Below are 22851 nucleotides of genomic sequence, written 5' to 3'. Positions count from 1 at the left end.
GGGCTGACATGGAAAACCTGCTCTCGATCCTGACCTTCACCCCGCTCCTTGCGGCGCTGATCCTCGCGATCTTCCTCAGTGGCGACGATCAGGCCGCGCGGCAGAATGCCAAGTGGCTGGCGCTGACGGCGTCGGGGGCCACGTTCTTCGTGGCCGCGGCGCTCTTCTTCGGTTTTGACGGGGCCAATCGCGGCTTCCAGTTTCAGGAGAGCCGGAGCATCCTCGGCCTGACCTACCGGATGGGGGTGGACGGGGTCTCTCTGCCCTTTGTCGTGCTCATCACGGCGATCACGCCCATCGCCGTCGCGATGAGCTGGATGCTGACGGAGCGGGTCAAGCACTACGTGATCTGGATGCTTACGCTGGAGACGGCCCTGCTCGGCGCGGTGCTTTCGCTCGATCTCATCTTCTTCATCGCCTTCTTCGAGCTGGCGATCCTGCCCGCGCTCATCCTCGCGGGCAGCTGGGGGCGCAAGGCCTGCGGGGTCTCGGCGCTCAAGGCTTGGCTCTACACCGTGCCGGGCTCCATCCTGCTCATCATCGCGGCCACGGGTCTCGCGCGAGAAGCGCAGACGACCGATATCTCGGAGCTCGTGCTCCACAACTTTTCCACGGGAGACGGCGCGCTGCCGGGCGGGGCGCAGGGCGTGCTCTGGCTCCTCGCTGCTGCGAGCGTGGCGGTGAAGGCCGCGCTTTGGCCGTTTCACACCTGGCTTCCCGGGCTGGCCTATCGCGCGCCGCTCCATGTCGGCATGCTTCTTTGCGTGCTCGTGACGGCGCTCGGCCTCTACGGATTGCTGCGCATTCACGTGGGCATGCTGCCCGTGGCGACGCAGGGCTTCGCCCCCCTGCTGATGACGCTTGCGGGGCTCGGGCTGGTGCTCGGCATCCTCTCGGCCCTGACGGAGGAGGATCTCGGTCGGCTCCTGTCCTACGTGGCGGTGGCGCAGACCGGCGCGCTCGTCCTCCTCGTGGCGGGCGGCACGGTGCAGAGCTTCGATGCCATCGTCCTCGCCATTCTCGCCCATGGGTGCACGCTGGCCGCGCTCTTTGCGCTGGCGGTGATGCTGGAGGCGCGCGGCAACGCGCGGGAGATCGCGGCCTTCGGCGCGCTCAAGGCGCGGTTGCCGATCCTGTCGGGCTTCTTCCTCTTCTTCGTTCTCGCGCTGCTTTGCGTGCCCGGCACGGCGGGCTTCGCCGCGCTCATCCTCGCGCTCTTCGGGCTGATGCCCGTGAGCCTGACCGCGGCGCTCCTCACGGCGCTCGGCGCGCTCCTCTTCGGCGCCTTGGCGCTCGTGCTTTACCGTCAGCTCATGCTGGGCGCGCGGGTCAAGGAACATTTCAAGCTGGTGGCCGATCTCGACGGGCGCGAGCGGCTGACGCTCTCGCTCCTTGTCGCGGCCCTCGTCCTCTTCGGCCTCTGGCCCGGCCTCCTCCTTGATCGCACGGCGCCCGCCTTCGCCGAGATGGCCGCCCAATTCGCCGCGCTCCGCTGATGGAGGTCGCGCAGCGCCGCGTCCATGCCGAGCTCGACAGCACCATGGCCGAGGCCGAGCGCGTGTCGGCAGAGCTCGCGGCCCCCACATGGATCCTCGCGCTGCGTCAGACGGCGGCCCGCGGGCGGCGCGGCCGCAGCTGGCAGCACCCGGACGGGAACTTCGCCGCCACGCTCGTGATGCCGTCGCCACCGCCAGCCGAGGCGGCCCTGCGCTCCTTCGTGGCGGCTTTGGCGCTGCGCGACACGCTCGAGGCTCTGGCCGTCGCCGACCTCGCGCTCAAATGGCCCAATGACGTCCTCGTGGGCGGCGCCAAGGTCGCGGGGATCCTGCTTGAGACGTTGCCGGGTGCGAAGCTCGCCGTGGGCATCGGGATCAACCTGCGCCACGCGCCCGATCCGGGCCTCCTGGAGCCGCACGCGCTGCCGCCGCGGGCGCTCGATTTGGAGGCCGCGCCCGAGGAGGTGCTCGATCATCTCGCCCCCACTTTCGCGCATTGGGAGGCGCGCCTCGTGCGGGAAGGCTTCGGCCCGGTGCGTGAAGCCTGGCTGGAACGGGCCGCGAGGCTGGGCGAGCCCATCCGCGCGCGCACGGCACAGACGGAGCGTCAGGGCATCTTCGAGACCATCGACATCTCAGGCCAGCTTATACTATCCACGCCCGAAGGCCGCCTGAGCCTGCCTGCGGCGGACGTCTATTTCTGAAGGGTTTCCATGCTTCTGTGCATCGATTGCGGGAACACCAACACCGTCTTTTCCCTCTGGGATGGCACCAGCTTCCTCGCCACCTGGCGCGCCTCGACGGAGCACCAGCGCACCGCGGACCAGTACTACGTCTGGCTGAAAACGCTCATGAACCTCCACGGGATCGACCCCGAGATCGACGAGGTCATCGTAAGCTCCACCGTGCCGCGGGTGGTCTTCAACCTGAGGGTCTTCTCGGATCGCTATTTCGGCACGCGGCCCTGGGTGGTTGGCAAGCCGGACTGCCTCTTGCCGGTGGATCCGCGCGTGGACGAGGGCACGATCGTGGGCCCGGACCGGCTCGTGAACACCGCCGGTGCCTTCGATCTTCACGGCGGGGATCTCATCGTCGTCGATTTTGGGACGGCCACGACATTCGACGTGGTCGATCATGACGGGGCATATGTGGGCGGGGTCATCTCTCCGGGCGTCAACCTGAGCCTCGAGGCGCTCCACATGGCCGCCGCCGCGCTGCCCCACGTGGATATCACGAAGCCGCAGCGCGTCGTCGGCACGAATACGGTCGCCTGCATGCAATCGGGCATCTTCTGGGGCTATGTGGGCCTCATCAAGGAGGTGACCGCGCGCATCACCGCCGAACGCGAGCGGCCCATGAAGATCGTGGCCACGGGCGGTCTCGCGCCGTTGTTCGAGCAGGCAGAAGAGCTATTTGACGTCTTCGAAGACGACCTGACGATGCACGGCCTGACCGTCATCCACCGACACAATAAGGAAAACATGTGAGCGAGCGACTGATTTACCTGCCCCTCGGTGGGGCAGGGGAAGTGGGCATGAATTGCTATGTCTACGGCTACGGCCCCGAGGATGCGGAGCGGCTCATCGTCGTCGACCTCGGCGTCACCTTCCCGGACATGGACGGCACGCCCGGCGTGGACCTGATCCTGCCGGATATCGCATGGCTCGAGGAGCGCCGCGCGATGATCGACGCCGTCTTCATCACCCACGCTCATGAGGACCATGTGGGCGCCGTGGGCCACACCTTCGAGCGGCTCGGCGCCCCCATCTTCGCGCGGACCTTCACCGCCAACATCGCCCGGCGCAAGCTCGAGGAATTCGGTATCGGGCCCGAGGCGGTCACGACCGTCTCGCGCTACCCGGAGGTCGTGGAGGCGGGGCCGTTCAAGGTCAGCTTCGTGCCGGTCTCGCATTCGATCCCGGAATCCTCCGGCCTCCTCATCGAGACACCGGCGGGCCGTGTCTTCCATTCGGGTGATTTCAAGCTCGATGCCACGCCCGGCGTGGGCGAGGCCTTTGACGCGGACATGTTCGAGGAGATCGCGAAGGGCGGGGTGAAAGCGCTCGTCTGCGATAGCACCAACGTCTTCTCGAACACGCCGGGCCGTTCGGAGGCCGTCGTGGGCCCGGAGATCGAGCGCCTCGTCTCCGAGGCGGAGGGCATGGTGGTAGCCACCACCTTTGCCTCCAACATCGCGCGGGTGAAGACGCTCGCGGAGGCGGGGGAGCGGGCGGGCCGCTCCATCTGTCTTCTGGGCCGTGCAATGCGGCGCATGATCGAGGCCGGCGTCGAGACGGGCGTGCTCAGCGATTTCCCGAAGACCGTGACTGCCGAGGATGCGCTCGACATCCCGCGGGGTAACCTGATGCTCCTCGTGACCGGATCCCAGGGCGAGCGCCGCGCGGCCTCCGCGCAGCTCGCCAACGGGAAGTATCGCGGGCTTTCGATGAAAGAGGGCGACACCTTCCTCTTTTCCTCGAAGACCATCCCGGGCAACGAGCGCGGCGTGATCCGCATCATCAACCAGTTCAGCGAGATGGGCGTCGATGTCGTCGATGACAGCTCGGGGCTCTACCACGTCTCGGGCCATGCCAACCGGCCGGATCTCGAGCGCATGCACGCGCTCATCGATCCGGCCTTCGTGGTGCCCATGCATGGCGAGCACCGGCACCTGCGCGAACACGTGAAACTCGCTGAGCAGGGCGGGCGCGCCTCCGTCATCGCTGTCAACGGCACGATGCTCGATCTCGCCGGCAATGCGCCGCGCGTGGTGGGCTACGTGGAAACGGGCCGGACCTATCTCGACGGCTCGGTGCAGGTGGGGGCGCTTGACGGCGTGATCCGCGATAGGATGCGGATGGCGCTCAACGGGCATGTCATGGTGAGCGTGATCCTCGAGGATGACGAGCCCGTGGGCGAGCCATGGTGCGATCTCATGGGCCTCGCCGAAACGGGCACATCGAACGCCGCGCTCTCGGATGTGCTCGAGGAGGACCTCGGTCAGTTTCTCATGCGCGCTTCGGCCAAGACACTTAAAGACGACGAGAAACTCGAGTACGAGCTCCGCCGCATCACGCGCGCGACGGCCATGTCCGAGATCGGCAAGAAGCCCGAAGTGACCGTCGTCCTCTCGAGGCTCGGCTGATGGGCGCGGGCGGCAGCGACGGCGGGACGGGGCAGTTCCTCATCGGGCTCGCGATGATGGTCGCCGGGGGCTACCTGCTCCTCAACGGGATCATCATCCGCCCGCAATTTGGCTTCGGCACGGGGCTCTTCCGCGTGGGGGGCGTTCCGGTGACGACGGGGATGGTGCTCATCCCCTTCATCTTCGGGGTGGTGATCATCTTCTACAACTCGAAGAACTGGATCGGCTGGGGGCTCGCGGCCGGGGCGCTCATCGCCATGGTGGCGGGGGTCATCGCCTCGATCCAGCTCACCTTCGCGCGGATGAGCGTCTTTGATCTCGTGGTGATCCTCGTGCTCTTCTTCGGCGGGCTCGGGCTTTTCCTGCGGTCCTTGCGCTCCAGCCGCTAGGCCGCGTCTTCCTCGAGACGCTGGGCAAAGCTCTTGGCGATGAAGCCCGGCATGTGATCGCCCATGCCCACGGGCGTGGGCCCGCTCTCGCCACGGTCGCGGCCCCGGCCACGCCCGCCGCGCGTGCGCTTCGGTTGCGGCTCGCGCGGGGTGTCCTCGGCGGCGGCGGCCACCTCTTCGACCTCGGGCTTCGGCTCGTCTTTCTTGCGGGAGCGCGACCGGGAGCGAGAGCGCTTCGGCTTCTCGTCGCTCTCATCGCTGGCCGTGGGCTCCGGTGCGCCGCCCTTCAGCGGGCTTTCGAGCCGGGGGATCGTGTCCTCCACGAGCCGCTCGATATCCTCGAGGTTCTTTTCGTCACGCGGCACGCAGATCATCATCGCCGTTCCGCTGCGACCGGCGCGGCCCGTGCGGCCGATCCGGTGCACGTAATCCTCGGCATGGCTGGGCACGTCAAAGTTGAAGACATGGCTCACATTCGGGATGTCGAGCCCGCGCGCGGCCACGTCGGAGGCCACGAGGAGCTTGAGCGTCCCGTCACGGAAACCGTCCAGCGTTTTGGTGCGGAAGGATTGATCGAGGTCGCCGTGGATCGCCGCGGCGTCATAGCCGTGCTTTTTGAGCGACTTCGCGGTGATGTCGACGTCCGTCTTGCGGTTGCAGAAGATGATGGCGTTCGTGAGCTTCTCGCCCTCGGCATCGATCAGCGCGCGCAGCAGGTTGCGCTTTTCGCTCGCCTCGCGGTCCCGGCGGGAGGATTTGAACATGACCACGCCTTGCGTGATGTTCTTGTTGGTGGTGGCGGCGCGGGCCACCTCCACCTTGGCCGGGTTGCTCAGGAACGTGTTGGTGATGCGCTCGATCTCGGGGGCCATGGTGGCCGAGAAGAAGAGCGTCTGGCGCGTGAAGGGGGTCAGCGAAAAGATCCGCTCGATATCCGGAATGAAGCCCATGTCGAGCATCCGGTCGGCCTCGTCGACCACCATGATCTGGACGCCCGTGAGGAGGAGCTTGCCCCGCTCGAAATGGTCGAGCAGGCGCCCGGGCGTGGCGATCAGGACGTCGACGCCCCGGTCGATCAGCGCGTCTTGCTCCTTAAAGCTCACGCCCCCGATGAGGAGCGCCTTGGTCAGCTTCGTGTACTTTGTGTAGGTGTCGAAGTTCTCCGCCACCTGCGCCGCGAGCTCTCGCGTCGGTGCCAAGACGAGGGAGCGGGGCATCCGCGCCCGGGCTCGGCCGCGCTTCAGGAGCGTGATCATGGGGAGCGTGAAGCTTGCGGTCTTGCCCGTGCCCGTCTGCGCGATCCCGAGGACATCCTGGCCCTCGAGGGCGGGGGGAATGGCGCCCGCCTGGATCGGCGTGGGCTCTTCGTAGCCAGCATCGACTACGGCCTTGAGGACCTTGGGGTCCAAGTTCAGATCAGTAAATTTTGTCATCAGCGTCCAAAGTTAGGGGCAGGGCCCCGTGGCATTGGGCGCTTGTCACAGTCGCGCCCGGCGTCGTGCACGCCGCTGCGTGCTGCGCTGCAGATAATCGATCCACAGCCCGAGGTCAAATCGCGCGGGTCAACTCACAGGCGCGGCGTTCACGAGTACAAACATCTGGAATGTTTGAGGATCATCGATGAGCTCGAGCTCGCCCTGCACGCGGATGCGGGAGAACTCCTCCACCGAGGGGATCGGCTCCCCGAGGATGACCTCGAGAACCGGCGCGTAGCCCGAGCCCGTGCCGCAGAAGGGGCAGTTCTCGGGGTCCTGGACCAGAATGAAGCTCGAGATCTTGGGCTCCGCGAGGATCGGCACGACGTAGCCCTCGATGAGGAAGTCGTCGGCGGCGGCGCGCAGCTCCTCGGGGAACTCCTTCACCGCAAACCACGTGTCGTCGACCACGGCCTCCGAGACGCTGGCAAGGTTGAGCAGGTTCCACGCAGCATCGCTGTCCCAGAGTTCCGCTGCCGCGGCCGTGGCCAGCCCCGCGGCGAGGGCTGCGGGCAAGAGCCTGACGGGGAGCTTTGCGAGGGATGCGATCATGGAGCGCTGCCTGTTTTTCCGGATGGTCTCAAAGTCCTGCGCGCGGCGCAAGTCGGGCCGGCGGGGCGCCGCCGGATCAGACCATCATCTCCTTGGTTGAGGACAGCCGAAGATCGGGATGGTCCCGTTCAACACGGTCGATATCCCATTGCAGGCGCGTGAGGAAAACATCGTCGCCGTCATTGTCGGTGGCCATGTGCTGTTTGTTCGACTGCGCAAAGGCGTCGACCTTGTCCTTGGGCCCGTGGACCCAGCGCGCTGAGGTGAATTGCGAGGCCTCGAAACGCACGGGCAGGCCGTATTCCTGCTCGATCCGGCTCGCCAGCACCTCGAACTGGAGCTGGCCCACGACGCCCACGACGAAGCCCGATCCGATCATCGGCTTGAAGACCTTGGCGGCGCCTTCCTCGGCGAACTGCATGAGCGCCTTTTCGAGGTGCTTCGTCTTCATCGGATCGCCCGAGCGCACGCCCTGCAGGAGCTCCGGCGCAAAGGAGGGGATCCCCGTCACCTTGAGCGCCTCTCCCTCGGTGAGGGTGTCGCCGATGCGGAGCTGCCCGTGGTTGGGGATGCCGATGATGTCGCCAGCCCAGGCCTCCTCTGCGAGTTCGCGGTCGGATGCGAGAAAGAGCACGGGGTTCGAGACGGCCATCGGCTTTTTCGTGCGAACATGGGTAAGCTTCATGCCGCGCGTGAAGTGCCCCGAGGCCATGCGCACGAAGGCCACGCGATCCCGGTGCTTTGGGTCCATGTTCGCCTGCACCTTGAAGACAAAGCCCGAAACCTTGCCCTCTTCCGGCGCGATCTGGCGGGGCTCGGCGCTCTGGGGCTGCGGCTCGGGGCCGTAGGTGCCAATCCCGTCCATCAGCTCCTTCACGCCGAAGGAATTGATCGCGGAGCCGAACCAGATGGGCGTGAGTGTCCCTTCAAGGAGGGCCTTCGGGTCAAGCGGGGGCAGGAGCTCCCGGGCCATCTCTACCTCCTCGAGGAAGGTATCGAGCAGTGCGGCGGGAACATGCTCGGCGAGCTTCGGGTCATCGAGCCCCTCGATCTTCACGCTCTCGGCCACCTTGTTGCGGTCCGCGCGGTCCATGAGTTCGAGCCTGTCGCGCAGGAGATCATAGCAGCCGATGAACTCCCGCCCGCGCCCGATGGGCCAGGCGGCCGGCGTGACGTCAATGGCGAGGTTTTCTTGGATTTCGTCAATAATCTCGAACGTATCGCGGCTTTCCCGGTCCATTTTGTTGCAAAAGGTCAAGATGGGCAGGTCGCGCAAGCGGCAGACTTCGAAGAGTTTCTGGGTCTGGCTCTCCACGCCTTTGGCGCCGTCGATGACCATGACCGCCGCGTCCACGGCCGTGAGCGTGCGATAGGTGTCTTCGGAAAAGTCCGAGTGCCCGGGCGTGTCCACGAGGTTAAAGCGGTAATCGCCATAGTCGAAGGCCATGGCCGAGGCGCTCACGGAGATCCCGCGGTCCTTCTCCATCTGCATGAAGTCCGAGCGCGTGCGCCGGGCCTCGCCCTTGGCACGCACCTGGCCGGCCTGCTGGATCGCGCCGCCATAGAGCAGGAACTTTTCGGTCAGCGTCGTCTTGCCCGCATCGGGGTGCGAGATGATGGCGAAGGTCCGGCGGCGGGCGACTTCCGGGGGAAGGCTGGGGCGATTGTCGAGCATGGGTGGGGTTTATCGCCAAACCCGGGGGAGGCAAGGGGCGCATGCGCGCGCGGCAATTCTTGCGCTGGATCAAGGCCCGCCGCGCGGGCGGGTGCTAGGCCTCTGACCAAAGCGGAGGAGATGCCCATGGCCATCGAAACGATCACAGTCGCCACCGACCTCTCGGAGCGGTCGGAGAAGGCGGTGCAACGCGCCGCCGCGCTGGCGCGGCAGCACGACGCCGCGCTCACCGTGCTGTCCGTCATCGATGAGGACCTGCCCGACGACCTCGAGGACCTGCTGATCGAAAAGACGCGCGCGGCGATCACGGCGCTGCTCGAGACGCTGGAGGCCCCGCGCAATGTCACCATCGATGTCCGGGCGGGTGACCCGGTGGAGGAGATGATCGCCGCCACCCACGCCATGGTGGACCTCTTCGTCGTGGGCACCCATCGGCGGCGCGCCTTTCTGGACGTGATGTGGGAGACCACCGCGCAGAAGACGGTGCGCCATGCCCCGTGCCCGGTGCTCCTCGTCCGGGAGGATGCATCACGCCCCTACGCGGCCGCCATCGTCGCCACGGATTTCTCGCAGGCCTCGACAAAGGCGGCGCGGCAAGCCGCGTCTCTCGCGCCGGGCATCGCGCTCCACCCGGTCAATGCGCTCCATGTGCCCTATGAAGGGCGGCTGGCGCGGGCCCCCGGTGCCGCGGCGCCGCTCGAGGCGGCATTTCTCAATGATGCCACGGCCTCCGCCGAAGCGTGGCAGGCAAGCCTGACGCTGGAGGAGGCCTCCTGCGGGCCGGTGACGATCGAAAAGGGTGGGGCCGGTGCGGTCATCGCGCGGGCCGTGGAGGAGCAGGGCGTCCCGCTTCTGGCCATCGGTGCCCATGGACGCGCCGGTGCCTTGCCCGCCATCCTCGGCTCCGTGGCCAACGATCTCCTGCGGGAGCCGCCCTGCGACGTGTTGATCGTGCGCTAGGCCTAGCGCGTGGACGCGCGGCGCAGCATCTCGGCGGCGTTCCGGCTGAGGAGTGTCTCGCTGACCTCGTAATTCAGGTGGTGGCGGTCCTCGTGGCCGGGGAGCGCCTTGGCCAGCGCTGCGTCCACATCCGCCGGGAGCGCGGCCCGGGTGCGGGGATCCACGAGGAGGCTCTCTGCTGCGATGCCCTCGGCATAGATGATCTGGTGACTGTCGAAGAGGAGCTGGAAGTAGTCCACGAAGCCGCCCTCGAGCCGCACGACGGTGTCGCCATTGATCAGGTGGCGCACCTTCACGAGGACCTCGGCCCGGCCCGCACCGATCTCGTCATCGCGCTGGTAGATGAAGAGCCGGTGATCCGGACTCACGATAAGGTCGTTCTCGTTGTTGAGCGTGCCTTTGCGGATGAGGACCGGGGCAAAATCCCCCACGGCGCGGCGCGTGTTCTGCCCGATCCAGCGGATCTCTTGCGGGCCTTCGTCCCGCGTGAGGACGCGATCGCCGACGCGGAGTTCCTCGATGGGCACCTGCGCGCCGGAGGCCATGGTGATGTGGGTGCCACGGGTGAAGGCGACACAGGCGGCCTCCGCGAAGCGCCGCCGCGCATCGGACGTATCGATGCCCACGAGCGTGTAATCCGTGCGCGGCGCGAGATGCGCGAGCGGCAGAAGGAAGATGTCGACGGCCTCGCCGCCATCGACCTCCACGAGGATAAGCCCCTCGATCGTCGCGCCGAGGGGCGACATGAGCGTGATGGTCGAGTCGATGATGATGTGTCCGCCGGGGGAGCCCACGGCACTGTCCGGCGCGATGCGAAGCGCATCCGCGTCGTTGCCGACGCTGAGCGCGCTGGGCGCGGCGGCGGCGTCGAGCTCGTAGACGTCATCCAGCACCAGCTCGCTGGCAAAGCTCAGGGCCTCCCCCGCATTCACGCCCGCGAGCACGAAAAACGCCTCGGCCCGGAAAACCGGCAAGGTCTGCGTCGCGCGGAGGCTCGAGCGGAAAGAGGAGGCCATGTCACTCATCGTAGTCAGATTCCAATGGTTGCACAAACGTACCACCGCAAGTCTTAAGGCATGATTGCGGCGCATCTTGGGAGCCCGGTCGGCATTGAAGGGGCATCCGCGCGCTGCTAGGTCCGCGGGAACGCCGGGACTGCAGCGGGAGGTCTGAGATGGAATTGGGTATTCGGGGAAAGCGGGCGTTGGTCTGCGCATCGTCCAAGGGCCTCGGAAAGGGCTGCGCCATGGCGCTGGCCGCCGAGGGCGTGGACCTCGTGATCAATGCGCGTTCCGTCGCGCCGCTCGAGGCCACGGCTGACGAACTCCGCGCGCACGGGGTCTCCGTGACCGTGGTCGCCGCCGATGTCACAACGCCCGATGGGCAGGCCGCGGTGCTCGAGGCCGCCGGTGATCTCGACATCCTCGTCACCAATGCAGGCGGCCCGCCTCCGGGGCTTTGGAGCGACTGGGACCGCGACGATTTCATCGCCGCGCTCGATGCCAACATGCTCACGCCCATCGCGCTCATGAAAGCCACGCTGCCCGGGATGATGGCACGGGGATGGGGCCGGGTGGTCAACATCACGAGCCAGTCCGTGAAGGCGCCGATCCCGCAGCTCGGCCTTTCGAACGCCGCCCGCACCGGGCTCACGGGCTACGTGGCCGGGACGGCCCGGCAGGTGGCGGAGAAGGGGGTAACGATCAACAATCTCCTCCCCGGAATCCACGCCACGGCACGCGCAGAGGCGCTCGACACCGGGGTCGTCAACGCGCAAGGCATCACTATGGACGAGGCCCGCAAGCAGCGGGAAGCCACCATCCCGGCGCGCCGCTACGGGACGATCGAGGAATTCGGCGCCGCCTGCGCGTTCCTCTGCTCGCAGCATGCCGGGTTCATCGTCGGCCAGAACATCCTGCTCGACGGCGGCGGCACCAACGCGACCATCTGAGCTGCGGTCCGTGTACCAGACGAGCGATCCCGTGCCGCGGCTCGAGCTGCGCGCCCTGACCTGCCGGTTCGGCGCGAAGACGGCGGTGGATGAGGTCTCGCTCACCGTGGCCGCGGGGGAGGTGACCTGCCTTCTCGGCAATTCGGGCTGCGGGAAGTCGACCACGCTGCGCGCCGTGGCCGGGGTCGAGGCCGCCGCCAGCGGGCAGATCCTCCTCGATGGCGCGGACATCACGGGGACGCCACCCGAGGCCCGCGGCATCGGTCTGATGTTTCAGGATTTCGCTCTCTTTCCGCATCTGAGTGTCGCCGATAACGTGGCCTACGGGATCAAGGACCGTCGCGCCGGGCGGGAGAGGGTGGCGACGCTTCTCGCGCGGGTGGGACTCTCGCATTATGCGGGGGCCTATCCCCATGAGCTTTCCGGCGGCGAGCAACAGCGCGTGGCGCTGGCCCGGGCGCTCGCGCCCCAGCCCCGGGTGATGCTCATGGACGAGCCTTTTTCGGGGCTCGACGAACGGCTCCGCGACGCGGTGCGCGACGAGACGCTGCAGGTCCTGCGCGAGGCCGGGACGGCGGTGTTGCTCGTGACCCATGATCCGCAGGAGGCCATGCGCATGGCCGACCAGATCGCGCTCATGCGGGCCGGGCGCATCGTCCAGAGTGGCGCGCCCTACACGGTCTACAACGAGCCGGTGGATCTCGCCGCGGCGCAATTTTTTAGCGATATCAACATAATCGAGGGCGAAGTTCACAGCGCGCTGGTGGACACGGCCTTCGGCCCGTTCCTCGCGCCGGGCCATCCCGACGGCACGCCGGTGGACATCGTGATCCGGCCCCAGCATGTGGGGATCGATTTCAACCGGTCCCGCCAGCTTCCGCATCGGACCGCGAGCGACGGTCAGCCCGTGCGGGCGGAGGTCGCGCGGGCGCGCTTCCTCGGGCAGCTCTCCGTCATCGAATTCACGCTCGCCGACGGGACGGCGTTGGCGGCCACCGTGCCGGGCCTCTTTCAGCCACCGGTGGGGACGACACTCCTCGTACGCGCCCCCCGGCGTCACTGCCGGATCTTCCCGCGCTCCTCTCGCGCGAGGAAGTCCTCGTAGCGCTTGCCTTCCTCCTCGACGAAGATGGCGGGGAGGATGGTCAAGCTCCCGATCTTGTCCACGCGGAGGGTCCGGAAGTCACCGGCGCGTTCGCACCACCCGGTCACCGTCCAGACGCGGCCCCAATAATCCAGTTGCAGCGGGCGCATGACGCGGCTCCGCTCGCCGTCGGTCTCCTCAGTGCTGATGCGCACCTTCTGGCGCGAACGGATGGCCGCCCGCAGGGGTGGCATGTGTTTGAAGCCATGGGCCACGTCCGCGAACGGGTAGACTGCGAAGCCGAAGCCCCGCGGGGCGCCCTGCCGCTCCTCCGGCAGGGCCGCGTCGATCTTGGCAGAGAGGCCGCGGGCGGCCTCTCTCAGTTCCTCATCCCCGCCTTCGCCAACCGCCGAGAGCCCGAGATGGAGCGCCTCGAGCTCCACGGTCGTGAGATTGAGCGGCGGCAGCGTGACGGCGGCCGTGATCTCGTAGCCGAGGCCCCGCGTCCCCTCCACGGGGATGCCGGAGGCAGCGAGCACGTCCATGTCCCGGTAGACCGTGCGCAGCGAGACGCCGAGCCGCTCCGCGAGGTCCTCGGCGCGGTAGCGGCGACCATCGCGCAGGATGGTGATGAGCTGGATGAGGCGGTCACTGCGTTTCAAGGGTCTCTCGCGGCGCGGTCGAGCCGCTCCTGACAGGATTATGACATGAAAAGCGACAATGTGCGCGGCGGAACGCGCGTTCAAGCCTTTTCCGTGGGCCCGGCGCGCCGTAGATAGCAGCTCGGATGATACACGGGACACGCGCGTTTGCGTGAAAGGAGACACCGATGACCCCGATGTTTGTAACCAATATTCCCCCGGTGGGCTGGCTGCTCATCGCTGTGGTCGTGCTCGTGCTTTTCGGGCGCGGCAAGATCAGCTCGCTCATGGGCGAGGTGGGCAAGGGCATCACGTCCTTCAAGAAAGGCGTGAAAGAGGGCACCGAAGAGCTCGAGAAGGCCGATGCCGAGGCGGCGCGTGACGTCACGCCCGAGGACGAAAAAGACAAGGACAAGGTCTAGACCCTCGAGGAGAGCCGCCCATGGGCTGGAGTGAGCTGATCCTCATCGGCGTTGTCGCGCTGATCGTGGTGGGCCCCAAAGATCTGCCGGTGATGTTTCAGGCGCTGGGCAAGATGACGGCCAAGGTGCGCCGCATGGGCCGGGAATTCTCGAACGCGATGAACGAGGCCGCGGATGCGTCCGGCGCCAAGGACATCGCCAAGGATCTCAAGGGCATGTCCAACCCGCGCAATTTCGGGATGGACGCCCTGAAGGACGCCGCTGACCAGTTCGACAAGTGGGAGCCCGGCCAGCCGCAGAAGGCCATGGGGCCCGAGACCGCCAAGCTGAAGCAGGAGCGCGCCGAAGCCGCCCGCAAGATCCACGAGGCGACGAAGAAGCGCGAGGCCGAGAAGGCCGCCGCGGCAGCCGCCGAGGCGGAGGCCGAAGCGTCTGACGAGCCCGAGCCCGCGTCTGAGACCGCCGCGGACATCTCCGAGGCGTCCGCGCCGAAAGACGAGCAGAAAGCCACATGAGCTCCACCGACAATGATCAGATCGAAGACAGCGCCGCACCGCTGATCGAGCACCTCGCCGAGCTGCGGACGCGGCTCATTCGCGCGGCCATCGCCTTCGTGATCGGCATCTTCATCTGCTTTGCCGTTTGGAACCCGATCTTCAACTACCTGACGACACCGGTCTGCCAGGCGCTCGCCGAGCGCGGGCAGGAATGCGGGCTCATCCTGATCCGGCTGCAGGAGGGCTTCTTCGTGGCCATCCGCATCTCGATCCTCGGTGGCTTCGCGCTCGCATTCCCGGTGATTTCCTACCAGCTCTGGCGCTTCGTGGCGCCGGGGCTTTACCGCTCCGAGAAGTCGGCGTTCCTGCCGTTCCTCGTGGCCTCGCCTTTCATGTTCTTTCTCGGCGCGGCCTTCGCCTTCTACATCGTGATCCCGCTGGCCTTCGATTTCTTCCTGAACTTCCAGCAGATCGCCCCGGAGACCGGGGAGGCCGTGGGCGCAGAGGTCGAAGGGGGGACCGCGGGGATCAGCTTCCAGGGCTCGGTGGCCGAGTATCTCTCGCTCACGATCACATTTGTCATGGCCTTCGGGCTCTGCTTCCAGCTGCCGGTGCTCCTGACCCTCCTGGGCAAGGCGGGCCTCGTGAGCGCCCAGGGCCTCGCGGCAGTGCGCAAGTATGCCGTCGTGGCCATCCTCGTGCTCGCGGGGATCGTGACGCCGCCTGACATCATCACGCAGGTGATCCTCTTCGTGGCCGTCTACGGGCTCTACGAGGTGTCGATCCAGCTGGTGCGGCGCATCGAGCGCAAGCGCGAGGCGGAGCTCAAGGCGCAGGGCCTGTGGGACGAGGATATCCACGGCGAAGGGGCCTTTGCCGAGGAAGACGAGCAGAAGTGAACGACGACGCGCTAGGTCGGATCGCTGAGGCGCTGGAGCGCATGTCTCCACCGCCGGCGGAGGCGCCGGATTGGAGCGCGGCGCAGGCCTTCCTCTGGCATGCCGATCCCGATGGCGTGGAGCCGGTGGAGACGGTGGCCCGCATCGACCTCGCGCTCCTTCTCGGGATCGACCGCGCCCGTGACACGCTTCTCGCCAATACACGCCAGTTCGCGGCTGGGTTTGCCGCCAACAACGCGCTTCTCTGGGGCGCGCGAGGCATGGGAAAATCCTCGCTTGTGAAGGCCGTGCACGGCGCGGTGGCGCAGGAGGGACACCCGCTCAAGCTCGTGGAGATCCAGCGCGAGGACCTGCCGAGCATCGGGCGTCTGCTCGGGCTTTTGCGCGGGGCGCCGTTCCGCTTCGTCCTCTTCTGCGATGACCTGTCGTTTTCCGATGACGACGCGCATTACAAGAGCCTGAAAGCCGTCGTCGATGGCGGCATCGCGGGCAGGCCGGAGAACGTGGTCCTCTATGCCACGTCCAATCGCCGCCACCTGATGCCGCGCGACATGATCGAGAACGAGCGCTCGAGCGCCATCAACCCGTCGGAGGCGGTGGAGGAGAAGGTCTCGCTCTCGGACCGCTTCGGCCTCTGGCTCGGCTTCCATGCCTGCAGCCAGGATGACTACCTCGCCATGATCGAGGGCTATTGCGCGGCCCACGGCATCGAGATCGACCCAGAAGAGCTCCGCGCGGAGGCCATCGAGTGGCAGGCGACGCGGGGAAGCCGATCCGGCCGCGTGGCCTGGCAATTCTTCAGTGATCTGGCCGGTCGGCGGGGCGTCTCGCTCCGGTAGCGCCTAGAGGTCCAGATACGTCGCGGGATCGACGCTCTCGAGACCGTCGCGCACCTCGAAATGCAGGAAGCTCGGATCGCCCGCGCGGACGGAGGCGATGCGCTGCCCGCGGCGGACCGTATCCCCCTTCTCGATGCGCAGATCGTCCACCTGGGTGTAGACGGTGAGCAGGTTGTTCTCGTGGCGGATGACGATAATGGCGACGTCGTTGGTATCGCGCGTGATGGCGGCGACGGTGCCGTCTGCGGCGGCGTTCACCGCAGCGCCCGGTGCCGTGCCGAAATCGACACCCTCGTTGCGCCCGCGCGCGTAGCCGCGGATGACGGTGCCCGTGACCGGCGTGAGAAACTCCGCGCGATCGGCGGGCGTGGCCACCTCGGGCGATGCCGGGGCGGGGGCGGCAGCGACCTGCGCCTCTGGCGTCTCGTCTTCCGCTGGAAGCTGTGTTGTGGAACTCGGTGGCGTGGGCGTCGCGCTGCCAGCGCCGGGGGCGGGGACGGGCGCGGCCACAGCGCTCGATTGCCGGGGGCTGGCCGCCGTGGGGATCAGGAGAAACTGGCCGGTGCGCACCGTGAGGTCCGCATCGAGCGCATTCCATTCCGCGAGGCTCCGCACCGGGACGTTGTAGAGCCGCGCGATGGTGAAGGCCGTCTCGCCGCGCTCGACCTGGTGGCGCACGGGCTCGGGGCCGACGGGGAGCTCGGCTGTTTCCACCGCCGCGGGCGCGCGCGCCGCGTCCTCCGGAGACGCTTCGATGGCAGCGCCGGCAAGGCCCGCGATATCGACGGTCTCGCCCGGCACGCGTTCGGGCAGCGCGAGAATTTCGCCGGGACGCAAGCCCACCGTCTCGCCGATCCCGTTGAACCGGGCGAGGGCGGTGGCATCCGTGCCCACCCGTGCCGCGATGGTCGCGACCGTGTCGCCGCGCCGGGCCACGGCGACCTGGTACCCGGGATAGGAGATCACGCCGCGGGCGTCCGGCTCCGGTCGCGGCGCGGTCGCGCCAAGCGCGGCGTTCGAGGTGTCGAAGCCTCCGACGTTGTCGCGCAGATCGAAATCATCGCAGGCCGCCACGGCCAGAAGCCCCGCGCCCACAAGAAACACTCTCAGCGGATGTGCCACCATGCTCTCAACCTCGTTCGGGATCCGCCCCGGTTTGTCCGGGGTCGCCCACTTGCTTCACTCGCTCTCGCCGAGCCCCTCGAGGAGGGGCACGAACCGCACGGGCCTGAGTTCGTCATAGTCAAAACCCGTCTCCGTGCGTGTCACGCGGATCAGGCTTTGGACGGTGTCGGACTGGCCCACCGGCACCACCATGATACCGCCAATCTTGAGTTGCGCCAAGAGCGGCCCCGGCGGATCCTCGGCGGCGGCGGTCACGATAATGCGGTCAAACGGGGCCTGCTCGGCGACGCCGTGGCTGCCATCGGCCGTCATGGCGATGATGTTCGTCAGGCCAAGCTCCTCGAAGACCTTGCGCGCCGCATGGACGAGGGGGCGGTGACGGTCTGCCGTATAAACGCGCCGCGCCAGCACGGCGAGGATGGCGGCCTGGTAGCCGGAGCCCGTGCCCACTTCGAGGACCTTCGAGCGCGGCTCGACCTTGAGCGCCTGCGTCATGAGCCCCACCACGGAGGGCTGCGAGATCGTCTGGCCGCAGGCGATGGGCAGCGGTGTGTCCTCGTAGGCGCGTTCCGCGAAAAGCCCCGTGACGAAGGCGCCCCGGTCGATCTTCTCCATGGCCTCGAGCACGGCCTTGTCTGTCACGCCCTTCGAGCGGAGCTGGAACAGGAACTGCATCTTCCGCTCGGCGAGGGTATTCATCTCAGTCGAAGGCCTCCGCAACCCGTGCGAGGGCGTCATGGGCCGTGAGATCTGCCCGCATGGGCGTCACGGAAATGTAGCCCGCGAGGTTCACGCCCGCATCCGTCTCCGCGGCCACCGGCACATGCTGGTTGCCGCCCTTGATCCAGAGAAAGCGCCGCCCGTTGGGCGCGGTGGAGGCCTCTGCCGAGAAATGCACACCCTCCCGCGCGCCCTGGCGCACCACGCGGGTGCCGGCCACGTCGGCCGCAGGGATCGGGGGAAAATTGACGTTGTAGAAGAGGCCGTATTCGCCCTCGCTGTCAAAGCCCGTGGCGAGAAGCTTGCGGATCACATCCGCGCCGAAACGCGCGGCCGCCTCGAACGGGTCATCGGCGCCGGCATTGGCGGGGCCGTAATATTGCGAGAGGCCGATGGCGGGGATGCCCTGGAGCGCGCCCTCCAGCGCCGCGCCCAGCGTGCCGGAATACATCGCGTTCTCCGCCGAGTTGTTGCCGCGGTTGACCCCCGACAGGACGAGATCGGGCCGCCCGTCCATGGCCTCATGGATGCCCGCGATGACGCAATCCGCCGGTGAGCCCTCCACGGCAAACCGCCGCGGCTCGTATTCCGCCACCATCAGGGGGCGCGTGTAGCTGATGCAATGCGCGACGCCCGATTGCTCGAAGGCCGGTGCCACGACCCACACGTTCTCGGGCGATGTCAGCTCGGCGGCGATCGCCTCGAGCACCTTGAGCCCGGGGGCGTTGATGCCGTCATCATTTGTCAGGAGAATGCGCATGCCCCGTGCTAGCGCGGGGCGGGAAGGGGGGCAAGGCGCGCTCAGGCGCGCGCCAGCGCCGTGGCCAGATCGCCATAGCCGGTGAAGCGGCGCTCGAAGGAAAGCCCGAGCCGCGCCGCCGCATCCGCGGCCTTCCGGGTCAGCGCGGCATCGTCTGTCTGCGCCTGGTAGACGAGCTTCTCGTAATGCCCGAAATACATCGGCAGGAGCTCGGGGTGACGATCCAGCCCCATGGGCTTCCAGACGAAGGCATCGAACTGCTTCACGAGGAAATCTGTGAGGTAGAAGGTGGTCATCTCCTCTTCCGCCTTCGCGGCGAAGCCTTCGTTGCCCTCAAAGAAGCTGTAGCAATGGGGGCCCGCGATCATCTCCACGCCAAGGGCCTCGCACTTGGCCTCGAGGAGCCCGCCTGTCCCGCAATCGGCGTAGGCCACGAAGATGCGCGCGTAGTGCGCCCGGCGCGCCTCGACGGCCGCAGTCACGGCATCGGTGATCTTCTCCGGATGAAGATGGAGCTGCGCTGGCAGGCAATGCAGCTCCATGTGGTCCCAGCCATTGAGCTCCATCAGCGCGAGGATCTCCCGCGCCAGCGCCCCGCAGGCGAGGATGAGAACCTTTTCAGTCATGGTCGCAACCTAGGCTTTCGCGTGCCTCCCGCCTAGCCCAAGAGCGACAGGAAGGTGCCCGCCGTTGCAGGCGCAATGACCGCGACGAGGCTCTTGATCTGGGTTTTGAGAGTGTTCGCCGTGAGCGTGTGAAACGCCCCGCCGATATCGGCAGCCTTGATGATATAGAGCATCTTTTTCTCAGCGATCCCGACGCGGCGAGCGTGCTGAATGTCTTTGAAAGCGCTCCACGGCGCGGGTTTCCCGGCGGGCAGGATTTCGGTGGCGGTGAGATTGATGCCGCTCAAACCGGCAGAGCCCTTCACCTCCCATTCCTTCGCTGCTGGCTTTGGGGCAGCTTTCTTTTCAATAAGGCCTTCGGTTTCCACATAGGCAAAACGCATGAGGCGCAGGACGGGAAAGGCATAGGCCACCGCGAGCGTGCAGGAGGCCCCGAGCCCAACAAAGATGACCCACGCGTCGAGCGCGCCTTGCAGCGCCGTGGTATAGGCCTCGGGCGCGGAAACGGTGCTCACCAGCGCCGATCCCGCGAATGAAAGGACTGCGATCGCAAGGCATAGCGCAACGGCGAGCACGAGGCACAGATCATTGATAGTCTGTTGCGCGTCGCTCGGCATGAGTTCGGAATCGATGTTGAGACGTGGTTCATCGAGGACCGGAACCTTCGGTTTGATGGGGGAGGGCAGCTCAGCCATGATGGTGGCCTCGTCGCTCTCTTTCTCATCGTCGGGCTCTTCCGTGGGGCGGAGCGCGAGAGATACGACCTCGCTAAAGCTTGACGCGCCGATCTGGTGGCGCGCGTCGACCATGACTTGCGCGATTTCTTCGGATTTCCGGACGCCGGGATAGTTGGTTCCCACGACATGGGACGCGAAGAGCGTCACGAAGGCGAGGGTCATCGACACGATGGTGGCGAGGCCGACGGCGGCGAGGGCCATGGGCTCCACTGCGCTTTCGAGGGGCCCCGGAAGATCCATGAGGCTCTGCGCCAGATAGACCGCGCTCGCGATGATCAGACCGGCATAGACAAAGGCATGAATTGGCAGGTTCTTGGGCTTGTCATCCCCGTGCCCGACGCAGCCCCGCCAATAGCGGAGGCTGAGCTGCCATTGCGCGGGCAAGGCGGACCCGAGATAGAACGCAAGGACGATATAGGCGCCGATCAAGAGAAGGATGCCGCGATACGCAACCAGCGGTTCGTTGGCTTTCGCGAGAATGGCATTCGCCGCGATGAGGTCGGTGTCTTTCGTGTCTCCGAGCGCCAGTTGCTGCGCCTCGCTCAGCACCGGCAGCGTGCTATCCGGCGCGAGAAAGCTGGCACCAATCGCTGCGACGAGCGGAAAGAGCGCCACGATGATCAGGACGTTGATGCTTCGGAACATACCGGCGAACGAGTTGCGGTCCGGTCGCGCGATGTTCTTGTGCAGCGTATGGAGCGCGTATTGCGCCCACTCTTTCTTGCTTAGTTCTCGGTCAAAGGCGTCTTGCGGGGACGCAGGCCAGGTCAATTTGAGGTGCTTGTCGTCAGGTTCGGAATTCGATGACATGAAAAAGCCCCCACGCAATGAAATGCGTGAAGGCTAAGACGAGCATCGGGCCTTTGCCAAGTCCGTGGCGCTCAGCTCGCCGCCATCTGGTTGTGCTTGCGCGCGACGAATTCCTTGGCCGTCTCCACCGCCACGGCAGCATCGCGGCAATAGGCGTCCGCCCCGATGGCCTTGCCGAATTCCTCGTTGAGGGGCGCACCACCCACGAGCACGATGTAATCATCGCGCACGCCGGTCTCGACCATCGTGTCGATCACGACCTTCATGTAGGGCATCGTCGTCGTCAGGAGCGCCGACATGCCGAGGATATCGGGCTCTTCTTCCTTCAGCGCGTCCATGTACTTTTCGACCGCGTTGTTGATGCCGAGATCCACCACCTCGAAGCCCGCGCCCTCCATCATCATGGAGACGAGGTTTTTGCCGATGTCGTGGATGTCGCCCTTCACGGTGCCGATCACCATCTTGCCCACGCGGGGCGCGCCGGTCTCCGCGAGAAGCGGCTTCAGGATGGCCATGCCGCCCTTCATGGCATTGGCCGCGAGCAGCACCTCGGGCACGAAGAGGATACCATCGCGGAAGTCATTGCCGACGATCGTCATGCCGCCCACGAGCGCCTCCGTCAGGATCCGGTAGGGCGCCCAGCCGCGTTCGAGGAGGATATTGACGCCCTCCTCGATCTCTTCCTTGAGACCGTCGTAGAGGTCATCGAACATCTGCGCGACAAGCTCTTTATCGTCGAGCTCGGCGAGGATGATATCGTCTTCTTCATCCGACATGGCACGCGCACCTTCCCAATGGCATCACAGCAAGTCTTTGATCCTGTATGATCTCCGGTCATATTGTCTTCTGACACAATAGCGACAAGCACGGGGCGCTGCGCGACGCGCCCAAAAGCGCCATATCAACATGAGCGCTTTTGCATGTTCCTATAATGTTCTATCCTTTCGGGATGCAGACTCGCCGTTCTCAGGATCGTTTGGGCCGCGCCGTGGGCCGCGGGGCAGGGAGCAACCCGGCCGGCCGTTTCCAGTCGCAGGAGGCCCATGCCGCCGATGATGGCTGGGGGTTCGAGGAGGGGCCTGTACTCCGCACGGAGATGCGGCGCGAGGCGGCGCGGAAGATCATCACGCGCAATACCTCGCCCGATGTCCGCTTCGACCGCTCCATCAATCCCTATCGCGGGTGCGAGCACGGCTGCATCTACTGCTTTGCCCGGCCGAGCCATGCCTTCCTCGACCTCTCGCCGGGTCTCGATTTCGAGACGAAGCTGAGCGTGAAACCCGCCGCGCCGGATCTGCTAGCAAAAGAGCTCTCCGCGCCGCGCTACCGGCCCGCGACGATTGCCATCGGCACGAACACCGATCCCTACCAGCCCGCGGAGCTGCGGGAGGGGGTCATGCGCCGCTGTCTCGAGGTGCTGTGGGAGTTTCGCCACCCGGTGATGATCACGACCAAGGGCGCGATCATCGAGCGCGACATCGACCTCCTCGAAAAGCTCGCGGGCGAAGGCCTCGTGAGCGTGGGCGTCTCGGTGACGACGCTTGACGCCAGGCTCGCGCGCCAGATGGAGCCGCGGGTGCCGGGCCCGGCGCGCCGGCTCAAGACAATCGAGCGGCTCTCTGCCGCGGGCGTGCCGGTGCGCGTCTGCGCCTCGCCCATGATCCCGGGGCTCACCGACCACGAGCTCGAGGGCATCCTCGAGGCGGGGCGCGAGGCCGGGGCGCGTGCTGCGAGCTGGGTGATGCTCCGGCTGCCCTACGAGGTGGCGGGGCTCTTTCGCGACTGGCTCGCGCGCGAGGTCCCGAACAAGGCGGCCAAGGTCATGGCGCGCGTGCGCGAGGCCCATGGCGGCAAGGATTACGATGCCCAGTGGCACAAGCGTCTGCGCGGGGAGGGGCTTTATGCCCAGATGCTCGCGCAGAGATACAAGCTCGCGATCAAGCGTCTCGGCCTCGCGGAAGAGATGCCGCCCCTGCGCACGGATCTCTTCCGTGTCCCCGAGCGTCCGGGAGATCAGCTCAGCCTGTTCTGAGGGGCGCGCCACGGCG

At 66.6% G+C, this 22851-nt stretch carries 24 protein-coding genes; 13 read left to right on the top strand and 11 right to left on the bottom strand.

Annotated elements, in window-relative coordinates:
• The first annotated feature begins 8 nt into the window (after window positions 1-8).
• The 5 genes from AAFM92_06890 to AAFM92_06870 are packed head-to-tail and all read left to right on the top strand — an operon-like array spanning window position 9 to window position 5030.
• Entirely contained in the window at window positions 9-1496 is a 1488-nt protein-coding gene (locus AAFM92_06890) for an NADH-quinone oxidoreductase subunit M (protein ID MEL7300093.1), read from the top strand.
• Complete coding sequence (locus AAFM92_06885) at window positions 1496-2200, top strand: biotin--[acetyl-CoA-carboxylase] ligase (protein ID MEL7300092.1); 705 nt, start codon at window positions 1496-1498, stop codon at window positions 2198-2200. Before AAFM92_06890 ends, AAFM92_06885 begins: the two co-directional genes overlap by 1 nt.
• A 9-nt stretch (window positions 2201-2209) precedes the next feature.
• Window positions 2210-2983, top strand: a complete 774-nt coding sequence (locus AAFM92_06880; GenBank protein MEL7300091.1) for a type III pantothenate kinase — start codon at window positions 2210-2212, stop codon at window positions 2981-2983.
• Between the two features lie 47 nt (window positions 2984-3030).
• The gene (locus AAFM92_06875) at window positions 3031-4641 is read left to right on the top strand and encodes a ribonuclease J (protein MEL7300090.1); all 1611 of its coding nucleotides are present in this window, start codon (window positions 3031-3033) and stop codon (window positions 4639-4641) included.
• Complete coding sequence (locus tag AAFM92_06870; GenBank protein ID MEL7300089.1) at window positions 4638-5030, top strand: hypothetical protein; 393 nt, start codon at window positions 4638-4640, stop codon at window positions 5028-5030. Before AAFM92_06875 ends, AAFM92_06870 begins: the two co-directional genes overlap by 4 nt.
• Here AAFM92_06870 and AAFM92_06865 read toward each other — a convergent pair.
• The 3 genes from AAFM92_06865 to AAFM92_06855 all read right to left on the bottom strand — a co-directional run bounded on the left by AAFM92_06865 (window position 5027) and on the right by AAFM92_06855 (window position 8732).
• Window positions 5027-6463, bottom strand: coding sequence for a DEAD/DEAH box helicase (locus AAFM92_06865; GenBank protein MEL7300088.1), 1437 nt, complete (start codon window positions 6461-6463; stop codon window positions 5027-5029). The two genes, AAFM92_06870 and AAFM92_06865, sit on opposite strands and share 4 nt — an antisense overlap.
• 129 nt (window positions 6464-6592) lie before the next feature.
• A complete protein-coding gene (locus AAFM92_06860; GenBank protein MEL7300087.1) occupies window positions 6593-7057 on the bottom strand; it encodes a hypothetical protein in 465 nt (154 codons plus the stop codon).
• Between the two features lie 76 nt (window positions 7058-7133).
• Window positions 7134-8732 carry a peptide chain release factor 3 gene (locus AAFM92_06855; protein MEL7300086.1) on the bottom strand — a complete coding sequence of 533 codons (1599 nt, stop codon included), beginning with the start codon at window positions 8730-8732 and terminating at the stop codon, window positions 7134-7136.
• 126 nt (window positions 8733-8858) lie between these two features.
• Here AAFM92_06855 and AAFM92_06850 point away from each other — a divergent pair, with 126 nt between their 5' ends.
• Window positions 8859-9692 carry a universal stress protein gene (locus AAFM92_06850; protein MEL7300085.1) on the top strand — a complete coding sequence of 278 codons (834 nt, stop codon included), beginning with the start codon at window positions 8859-8861 and terminating at the stop codon, window positions 9690-9692.
• 2 nt (window positions 9693-9694) lie between these two features.
• On the opposite strand, the gene AAFM92_06845 is transcribed toward AAFM92_06850, so the two are convergent.
• Entirely contained in the window at window positions 9695-10708 is a 1014-nt protein-coding gene (locus AAFM92_06845) for a Hint domain-containing protein (protein MEL7300084.1), read from the bottom strand.
• A 158-nt stretch (window positions 10709-10866) separates the two neighbouring features.
• Here AAFM92_06845 and AAFM92_06840 point away from each other — a divergent pair, with 158 nt between their 5' ends.
• Both AAFM92_06840 and AAFM92_06835 read left to right on the top strand, forming a co-directional pair.
• Window positions 10867-11643, top strand: coding sequence for an SDR family oxidoreductase (locus AAFM92_06840; protein MEL7300083.1), 777 nt, complete (start codon window positions 10867-10869; stop codon window positions 11641-11643).
• A gap of 10 nt (window positions 11644-11653) precedes the next feature.
• Window positions 11654-12748: an ABC transporter ATP-binding protein gene (locus AAFM92_06835; protein MEL7300082.1), complete on the top strand. Its 1095-nt coding sequence runs from the start codon at window positions 11654-11656 to the stop codon at window positions 12746-12748.
• Here AAFM92_06835 and AAFM92_06830 read toward each other — a convergent pair.
• The gene (locus AAFM92_06830) at window positions 12700-13389 is read right to left on the bottom strand and encodes a YafY family protein (GenBank protein MEL7300081.1); all 690 of its coding nucleotides are present in this window, start codon (window positions 13387-13389) and stop codon (window positions 12700-12702) included. The genes AAFM92_06835 and AAFM92_06830 overlap by 49 nt on opposite strands.
• 167 nt (window positions 13390-13556) lie before the next feature.
• Here AAFM92_06830 and tatA point away from each other — a divergent pair, with 167 nt between their 5' ends.
• From tatA to AAFM92_06810, 4 genes are read left to right on the top strand one after another with little or no spacing between them, the layout of a single operon-like run.
• Window positions 13557-13790 (top strand): twin-arginine translocase TatA/TatE family subunit, encoded by a 234-nt coding sequence (gene tatA / locus AAFM92_06825; protein MEL7300080.1) that lies wholly within the window; start codon window positions 13557-13559, stop codon window positions 13788-13790.
• 20 nt (window positions 13791-13810) lie between these two features.
• Window positions 13811-14305: a Sec-independent protein translocase protein TatB gene (gene tatB / locus AAFM92_06820; protein ID MEL7300079.1), complete on the top strand. Its 495-nt coding sequence runs from the start codon at window positions 13811-13813 to the stop codon at window positions 14303-14305.
• A complete protein-coding gene (gene tatC / locus AAFM92_06815) occupies window positions 14302-15186 on the top strand; it encodes a twin-arginine translocase subunit TatC (protein MEL7300078.1) in 885 nt (294 codons plus the stop codon). The genes tatB and tatC overlap by 4 nt, the downstream gene beginning before the upstream one ends.
• Window positions 15183-16025, top strand: coding sequence for an ATP-binding protein (locus AAFM92_06810; protein MEL7300077.1), 843 nt, complete (start codon window positions 15183-15185; stop codon window positions 16023-16025). The genes tatC and AAFM92_06810 overlap by 4 nt, the downstream gene beginning before the upstream one ends.
• Before the next feature lie 3 nt (window positions 16026-16028).
• Here the strand turns inward: AAFM92_06810 and AAFM92_06805 are convergent, their stop codons facing one another.
• From AAFM92_06805 to AAFM92_06780, 6 genes are all read right to left on the bottom strand, one after another.
• Window positions 16029-17150 (bottom strand): peptidoglycan DD-metalloendopeptidase family protein, encoded by a 1122-nt coding sequence (locus AAFM92_06805; protein ID MEL7300076.1) that lies wholly within the window; start codon window positions 17148-17150, stop codon window positions 16029-16031.
• 54 nt (window positions 17151-17204) lie between these two features.
• A complete protein-coding gene (locus tag AAFM92_06800) occupies window positions 17205-17849 on the bottom strand; it encodes a protein-L-isoaspartate(D-aspartate) O-methyltransferase (protein ID MEL7300075.1) in 645 nt (214 codons plus the stop codon).
• Between the two features lies 1 nt (window position 17850).
• Window positions 17851-18630, bottom strand: coding sequence for a 5'/3'-nucleotidase SurE (gene surE / locus AAFM92_06795; protein ID MEL7300074.1), 780 nt, complete (start codon window positions 18628-18630; stop codon window positions 17851-17853).
• A 41-nt stretch (window positions 18631-18671) separates the two neighbouring features.
• Window positions 18672-19256, bottom strand: coding sequence for a DUF1638 domain-containing protein (locus AAFM92_06790; GenBank protein ID MEL7300073.1), 585 nt, complete (start codon window positions 19254-19256; stop codon window positions 18672-18674).
• A gap of 32 nt (window positions 19257-19288) precedes the next feature.
• A complete protein-coding gene (locus AAFM92_06785; protein ID MEL7300072.1) occupies window positions 19289-20803 on the bottom strand; it encodes a hypothetical protein in 1515 nt (504 codons plus the stop codon).
• Window positions 20804-20874: 71 nt separating this feature from the next.
• Window positions 20875-21579 (bottom strand): B12-binding domain-containing protein, encoded by a 705-nt coding sequence (locus tag AAFM92_06780; protein ID MEL7300071.1) that lies wholly within the window; start codon window positions 21577-21579, stop codon window positions 20875-20877.
• A gap of 173 nt (window positions 21580-21752) precedes the next feature.
• Between AAFM92_06780 and AAFM92_06775 the strand changes: the two genes are divergently transcribed.
• Window positions 21753-22835 carry a PA0069 family radical SAM protein gene (locus AAFM92_06775; protein MEL7300070.1) on the top strand — a complete coding sequence of 361 codons (1083 nt, stop codon included), beginning with the start codon at window positions 21753-21755 and terminating at the stop codon, window positions 22833-22835.
• Window positions 22836-22851: the final 16 nt, after the last annotated feature.

The sequence above is a fragment of the Pseudomonadota bacterium genome, from assembly GCA_038533575.1.
Classification (GTDB): Bacteria; Pseudomonadota; Alphaproteobacteria; order Rhodobacterales; family Rhodobacteraceae; genus Shimia_B.
The sequence above is the reverse complement of the archived record's forward strand: the minus strand, read 5'-3'. Positions and strand labels throughout refer to the sequence as shown.